Source organism: Pseudogemmobacter sonorensis (genome assembly GCF_042762395.1).
Classification (GTDB): domain Bacteria; phylum Pseudomonadota; class Alphaproteobacteria; order Rhodobacterales; family Rhodobacteraceae; genus Pseudogemmobacter; species Pseudogemmobacter sonorensis.
This window is the reverse complement of the sequence record NZ_JBEFZE010000044.1, coordinates 20,922-27,750: the sequence shown is the minus strand read 5'-3', so window position 1 is coordinate 27,750 and position 6,829 is coordinate 20,922. Positions and strand designations below refer to the sequence as shown.

Below are 6,829 nucleotides of genomic sequence, written 5' to 3'. Positions count from 1 at the left end.
GATCGCCGACGGAAACGCCCGCCTCGTGCTCTTTCAGAATGCCGATGATCTGATCTTCGGTGAATCTGCCGCGCGTCATCTCTGGTCCTCGCGGTTGGGCCAGTGTCTAACTCAAACTGGATTAGCCGCAGCGGGAAACGTCACGTGGAATCATGCTGATATGCAAACACGGCTCCTATTTCAGCACCTCAATCCCTTGCCGACGAACGGATACCACCGCCGAAACCGCATCGAAACCAAGATGCATTGCGTCAAGCTGCTCGGGCAGTGTCTGGCCGCGCGGGACTTCGACCGTCAGGTCGCGGAGTTCCAGGTCCGTGTCGCCGTCCTGAACGGCTTTACGGCGCTCGGAACACCCATCACTGAGGCGGCAGAATAAGTCTGCCCAGGCACAAGGGGGGCTACGACCCTCGACCGATTTGGGCAACACAGCCGGTCCACGTTGTAAATCCTCACGCCCCCCTGCTGCCGCAGAAAGGGAATAGGTGGGCGACTTTTATGCCGCGGCTACCGTGGAGGAATTTCGCGCCGCCGTTCTCACCCGCTGTCGGCCTCCGGTCAGGCGATGGTCAGGCCGGGAGAGGTGCCCTCCACTGCACCAACAACTGCTGCTGCCGCGAACCCTTCCTCGCGGAAGATCTGTAAAACCTCGGCCACACCTTCCGGCGCGCATGCGACCAGGAGGCCGCCAGAGGTTTGCGGATCGCTCAGCAGTGCCTGGTCAACCGGTGACATCGCCCGCGCAAAGCTGATCTCGGCACCGTAGCTGGCCCAGTTGCGCCCGGAGGCGCCGGTGATGAACCCTGCACTGGCCAGCCCTGCCGCCAGCGGCAGCATCGGCACCGAATCCCAGTCGATGCGGATGCCCTTGCCCGCGCCGCGCGACATCTCTAGCGCATGGCCACCGAGGCCAAAACCGGTGACGTCGGTCATCGCATGGACGCCCGGCAGCCGCGCGAGCCGCGGCCCCGGCGTGTTGAGCTTGGTCGTGGTCGCAATCATCTGGGCATAGCCATCAGCCCCGAGCTGTTCCTTCTTCAGCGCCGCCGAATAGATGCCGACGCCCAGCGGTTTGCCAAAGACCAGCACATCGCCGGGCCGGGCTGCCGCGTTCTTTTTCACATGCGCCGGATCGACGATGCCGAGCGCGACCAACCCGTAGATCGCCTCGACCGAGTCGATGGTATGGCCGCCCGCAATCGGTATGCCAGCCGCGCGGCAGGCCAGAGAGCCACCTTCGAGAATCCGCCCGATGGTTTCGACCGACAGCACGTTGATCGGCATGCCCACCAGTGCCAGCGCGAAGATCGGTGTCGCGCCCATGGCGTAGATGTCCGAGATCGCATTCGTCGCCGCGATCTTCCCGAAATCCACCGGATCATCGACGATCGGCATGAAGAAATCGGTGGTCGCCACAATCGCCTGATGCTCGTTCAGCTGATACACCGCCGCATCATCCGAGGTCTCGATCCCGACCAGCAGCGCCTCGGGCACCGGCAGGGTCGAGGTGCCGCGCAGGATCCCCGACAGCACGCCCGGTGCAATCTTGCAGCCGCAGCCGCCGCCATGCGACAGCGAGGTCAGGCGCGGCTCAGATCCGGGTTCTGCAACTGGCGATAGGCTCATGGCACGGCTCCGTCAGAAAGGCCGCTCTGTGCAGCCGCAGGGGACAGGACCGGAAACGGCCCGCCCGCCCGGACTTTGCCAGCCCTCGGCTAGGGCGGCAAGCCCTGTGGGCCTGCCCGGCCTGCAAGGCGTCATTTCCAGGAGAATATCCCAACAAAAGCAATTATTATCAAAGCATTAATGCGGCCATCCTTCGATATGTATATGTAGAAATATCGTGTTTTCCTTGACTTCGCAGGTCAATCACGAAACCATTCAAGCAGCATATCACGTGATTGAAGCAACCCATCATGTGTCGATCGATCCGGCAGGCTGCCGGACAGAGATCTGCACGGACAGGTAGTAAGGAGGAGGGGTCACATGAATATCGACCTTTCGCGCCGCAGCTTTCTGAGGCTGGCGGGGGCGGGGGTGGCAGCAACGTCTCTTGGGGCCATGGGCTTTGGGGAGGCGGAGGCGGCAGAGGCCGCGCATGTGCGCGACTTCAAGCTGGCCACCATGACCGAGACACGCAATATCTGCACCTATTGCTCGGTCGCCTGCGGCATCATCATGTATTCCAAAGGCGATCTGGCAGCCGGCGAGAAGGCCGATCTGGTCCATATCGAGGGCGATGCAGACCACCCGACCAACAAGGGTACGCTCTGCCCGAAAGGCGCCGCGCTCAAGGATTACGTCAAGGCGGAAACCCGTCTCACGCATCCGCGCATCCGCCGTCCCGGCTCGGACCACTTCGAGCAGATCTCCTGGGATGAGGCATTCGACAAGATCGCCCGCGCCGTCAAAGACGACCGCGATGCGAACCTGATCGAGAAGAATGCCGATGGCGTTCAGGTAAACCGCCTGACCACGACCGGCTTTCTGGCCGCATCTGCGACCACCAATGAAACGGCCTGGGCGACCTGGAAAGTGGTCCGCTCGCTGGGCATGGTAGGTTTCGACAACCAGGCGCGCGTCTGACACGGCCCCACGGTGTCCAGTTTGGGCCCGACATTTGGCCGTGGAGCGATGACCAACTCCTGGACCGATATCAAGAATACCGACCTCGTCGTCATCATGGGTGGCAACGCCGCCGAAGCGCATCCCTGCGGCTTCAAATGGGTGACCGAGGCCAAGCACCATCGCGGTGCGAAACTGATCGTCGTCGATCCGCGCTTCAACCGCTCGGCATCGGTGTCGGATTACTATGCGCCGATCCGCCCCGGCTCGGACATCGCCTTCCTGATGGGGGTGATCCGCTGGTGCATCGAGAATGACAAGGTGCAGTGGGAATACGTCCGCAACTACACCAATGTCTCGTATCTCGTGCGCGACGACTTTGGCTGGCAGGACGGCATGTTCACCGGCTATGATGAGGAAAAGCGCAGCTACGACCAGTCGAGCTGGGAATACCAGATCGGCGAGGACGGCTTTATCCTCACCGACGAGACGCTGGAGAATCCACGCACCGTCTGGCAGCTTCTGAAACAGCATGTCAGCATCTACACGCCTGAATTCGTTGAAAATCTCTGCGGAACACCCAAGGATCGCTTCCTGAAGATCTGCGAGATGATCGGTGAGACCTCTGCGCCTGACAAGGCGATGACCTCGATGTATGCGCTTGGCTGGACCCAGCATTCCAAGGGCGCGCAGAACATCCGCGGCATGGCGATGTTGCAACTGCTGCTGGGCAATATCGGGATTGCGGGCGGGGGCATGAACGCGCTGCGCGGGCATTCCAATATCCAGGGTCTGACCGATGTTGGCCTGATGTCGAACTTGGTCCCGGGCTACCTCGCGATGCCGAGGGAAACCGAGCCGGACTTCGCCACCTATATGTCGACCCGTGGCAATAAACCGCTGCGCCCCAACCAGATGAGCTACTGGCAGAACTATAACAAGTTCTTCGTCAGCTTCCTCAAGGCGCTCTGGGGTGACAAGGCGACGGCCGAGAACGGCTGGGGCTATGACTGGCTGCCGAAGCTCGACATCGCGCAATATGACGCGATGCGCATGTTCAACATGATGAAGAATGGCGAGGTGAATATCTACTTCTGCCAGGGCTTCAACCCGATCCTGTCTTTCCCCAACCGGGGCAAGATGACCGAGGCCTTCTCGAAGCTGAAACTGCTGGTCGTCATGGACCCGCTGGAGACGGAAACGGCGGCGTTCTGGGAAAATCACGGTATTTACAATGACGTGAACCCGGCCAGCATCCAGACCGAGGTGCTGGAACTGCCGACCACCTGTTTCGCCGAAGACGAAGGCGCGACGGTGAATTCGGGCCGCTGGCTGCAATGGCACTGGGCGGGGGCGACCCCTCCGGGTGAGGCGAAGACCGACGTCTGGATCATGTCGCAGATCTACCATCGGATCAGAAAGCTCTATGAGGCAGAGGGCGGCAAGTCGCCTGAGCCGATCCTGAACCTGTCCTGGGACTATGCCGATCCCGAAGAGCCGACCGCCGCCGAACTGGCGATGGAACTCAACGGGCGGGCGCTGACCACGCTTTATGATGCTACCGACCCGACCAAGGTCGTGCTGGAGGCAGGGAAGCAGGTCTCGGGCTTTGGGCAGTTGCGCGATGACGGCAGCACGGCGGCGGCTTGCTGGATCTATTCCGGTTGCTTCACCGAGGCTGGCAACAATATGGCGCGGCGCGACAATAGCGACCCGTCGGGGATGGGCGTGTTCCAGAACTGGTCTTTCGCCTGGCCGGCCAACCGGCGCGTGCTCTACAACCGCGCGTCTTGCGATCTCGACGGCAAGCCCTGGGATCCCTCCCGGATGCTGATCGAGTGGAATGGCGAGAGATGGGAAGGCCCGGATATTCCGGACATTGCCGTCACCGCCAAACCGCGCGAGGTCGGGCCCTTCATCATGAACCCCGAAGGCACCAGCCGCTTCTTCAGCCGCAAGCTGATGCGCGACGGCCCCTTCCCGACCCATATGGAGCCGTTCGAAAGCCCCATCGCCAACCCGTTGAACCCGGCAATGCGCGGCAACCCCGTGGCCCGTGTTTTCCCCGACGATCTGGCGAACATGGCCACCAGTAACGAATTCCCGCTGGTCGCGACCTCGTACCGACTGGTCGAGCACTTCCACTACTGGACCAAGCACAACCGCGTAAATGCGGTGACGCAGCCGGAATTCTTCGTGGAAATCAGCGAAGAACTGGCGGCGGAGAAGGGGATCAGGAAAGGGGATCGCGTCAGGGTCTGGTCGAAACGTGGCCAGGTCTGGGCAAAGGCGGTGGTGACGAAGCGGATCCGCCCGCTGATCTGCGACGGCAAGACCGTGCATGTCGTGGGCATCCCGATCCACTGGGGCTTCAAGGGTGCGGCGCGCAAGGGCTTTGGCCCGAACTCGCTGGGTCCGTTCGTGGGGGATGCGAATATCGAAACCCCTGAATTCAAGGCCTTCCTCGTCAATATCGAACCCGCATCGGAGGGCATGGCATGACGACCGAACGCGCCCCTCAACCGACCACGGCGGCGGCGAACCCTCCGGTTCAGCCGCTGGCCTCGAACCTCTTGCCCAGTGATGTCGTGCGCATCTCGGCCACGGCCCATGTGCCTGCACCCGAGCGGCAGCTGGACAAGGTTGCGAAGCTGATCGACGTGTCGAAATGCATCGGCTGCAAGGCCTGCCAGTCGGCCTGTATCGAGTGGAATGATACCCACCCGGATGTCGAAGAAAATGTGGGCGTCTATGAGAACCCGCATGATCTGACGCCGGATATGTTCACGCTGATGCGCTTTTCGGAATATGAGAACCCCGAGGGCGACCTGGAATGGCTGATCCGCAAGGATGGCTGCATGCATTGCGAGGACCCGGGCTGCCTCAAGGCCTGCCCGGCCCCTGGGGCCATCGTGCAATATTCCAACGGCATCGTGGATTTCATCTCCGAGAATTGCATCGGCTGCGGCTATTGCGTCTCGGGCTGCCCCTTCGACGTGCCGCGGATCCACAAGACCGCGCATGTGTCGAAAAAATGCACGCTCTGTTCCGACCGCGTGGCAGTGGGGCAGGGACCGGCCTGTGCGAAAGCCTGTCCGACCCAGGCCATCACTTTCGGCACCAAGGAAAGCCAGATCGCGCTCGCCAATGAGCGGATCGAGGATCTGAAATCGCGCGGCTATGAGAATGCCGGACTTTACGATCCGCAGGGCGTTGGCGGCACGCATGTGATGTATGTGCTGCATCATGCCGACAAGCCTGGCCTCTATGCTGATTTGCCAGCAGATCCGCAGATCTCGCAGGTCGTTGCGAACTGGAAAGGGCCGACCAAAACCATCGGTCTGGCCGCGATGGGCCTCGCAGCGGCGGGTGCTGTTCTGCATGGCCTTTTCGCCAAAGCCAACGAGGTTTCGGCCGAGGAAGAGCATGAGGCCGAAGAGCTGGTGGTGAAAGCCGCCGGAGCAGGGGATGCGCCGCAGGCACGGGGGGAGCTGTAATGCCGCATAAATACTCCGCCCCCGGCGACCATATCGAGAGCACAAAGCCGGTCACGGTCAGCCGTTACCGGGGCATCACCCGACTGAACCACTGGGTTACGGCCTTGTCGCTGATCCTGCTGGCGATCTCGGGGCTGGCGCTGTTCCACCCGTCTCTCTTCTTCCTGTCGGGCCTCTTTGGCGGCGGGCAGGTGGTGCGCTGGCTGCATCCGGCGATCGGCATCGTGCTGTTCATCAGCTTCTTCCTGCTGTTCTTGCAGATGTGGAAGCTGAACCTGCCCCGGCGCGAGGACGTGACATGGGTGGCCCACTCAGCGGATGTGGTCATGGGGCGCGAGGATCGTCTGCCGGAGCTTGGCAAATACAATGCCGGGCAGAAATTCGTGTTCTGGGCGATGACGGGGCTGATCCTTGTGCTGATCCTCTCGGGCCTGATGATCTGGGAAAAGCAGCTTCCGCTGTGGCGCGACTATGCGCCTTGGGCGGCCACCATCCCGGCCCGGCGGATCGCACTTCTGGTGCATGCGATGGCGGCGGTGGCGATCATCCTTGTCTTTATCTTGCATGTCTATGCCGCGTTCTGGACCCGCGGCACCCTGCGGGCCATGACCACAGGCAGCGTCACCGGCGGCTGGGCCTTCCGCCATCACCGCAAATGGCTGCGGGAACTGGCGAAGAACCGCAAAATGTCGGAGAACTCGAAAACCCCGGCGGAGTGATCCGTCGGCCTTTTCCCTGGCCCCTCCCCGGCCAAGGGGATGATCCGG

The 6,829-nt window shown here is 61.8% G+C and carries 5 protein-coding genes and 1 pseudogene; 5 read left to right on the top strand and 1 reads right to left on the bottom strand.

The genetic code is table 11. From position 1 onward, the window contains the following. A pseudogene (locus ABNX41_RS20045) lies at positions 1-379 on the top strand (hypothetical protein); the annotation flags it as partial. A gap of 179 nt (positions 380-558) precedes the next feature. Here the strand turns inward: ABNX41_RS20045 and selD are convergent. After that, positions 559-1,626, bottom strand: coding sequence for a selenide, water dikinase SelD (gene selD, locus ABNX41_RS20040; protein ID WP_438671465.1), 1,068 nt, complete (start codon positions 1,624-1,626; stop codon positions 559-561). A gap of 360 nt (positions 1,627-1,986) precedes the next feature. Here selD and ABNX41_RS22000 point away from each other — a divergent pair, with 360 nt between their 5' ends. The 4 genes from ABNX41_RS22000 to ABNX41_RS20025 are packed head-to-tail and all read left to right on the top strand — an operon-like array spanning position 1,987 to position 6,781. Next, on the top strand, positions 1,987-2,586 hold the full coding sequence (locus ABNX41_RS22000) for a twin-arginine translocation signal domain-containing protein (protein ID WP_497883255.1): 600 nt from the start codon (positions 1,987-1,989) through the stop codon (positions 2,584-2,586). Positions 2,587-2,598: 12 nt separating this feature from the next. Further along, positions 2,599-5,067 carry a formate dehydrogenase-N subunit alpha gene (gene fdnG, locus ABNX41_RS20035; protein ID WP_497883254.1) on the top strand — a complete coding sequence of 823 codons (2,469 nt, stop codon included), beginning with the start codon at positions 2,599-2,601 and terminating at the stop codon, positions 5,065-5,067. Next, positions 5,064-6,062: a formate dehydrogenase subunit beta gene (fdxH, locus tag ABNX41_RS20030; RefSeq protein ID WP_438671463.1), complete on the top strand. Its 999-nt coding sequence runs from the start codon at positions 5,064-5,066 to the stop codon at positions 6,060-6,062. Before fdnG ends, fdxH begins: the two co-directional genes overlap by 4 nt. Further along, positions 6,062-6,781, top strand: a complete 720-nt coding sequence (locus ABNX41_RS20025) for a formate dehydrogenase subunit gamma (RefSeq protein WP_438671462.1) — start codon at positions 6,062-6,064, stop codon at positions 6,779-6,781. Before fdxH ends, ABNX41_RS20025 begins: the two co-directional genes overlap by 1 nt. Positions 6,782-6,829 lie beyond the last annotated feature (48 nt).

Coding starts and splice junctions, on each gene's coding strand:
- selD (WP_438671465.1), bottom strand. CDS start 1,626: ATGAGCCTATCGCCAGTTGCAGAACCCGGATCTGAGCCGCGCCTGACC.
- ABNX41_RS22000 (WP_497883255.1), top strand. CDS start 1,987: ATGAATATCGACCTTTCGCGCCGCAGCTTTCTGAGGCTGGCGGGGGCG.
- fdxH (WP_438671463.1), top strand. CDS start 5,064: ATGACGACCGAACGCGCCCCTCAACCGACCACGGCGGCGGCGAACCCT.
- ABNX41_RS20025 (WP_438671462.1), top strand. CDS start 6,062: ATGCCGCATAAATACTCCGCCCCCGGCGACCATATCGAGAGCACAAAG.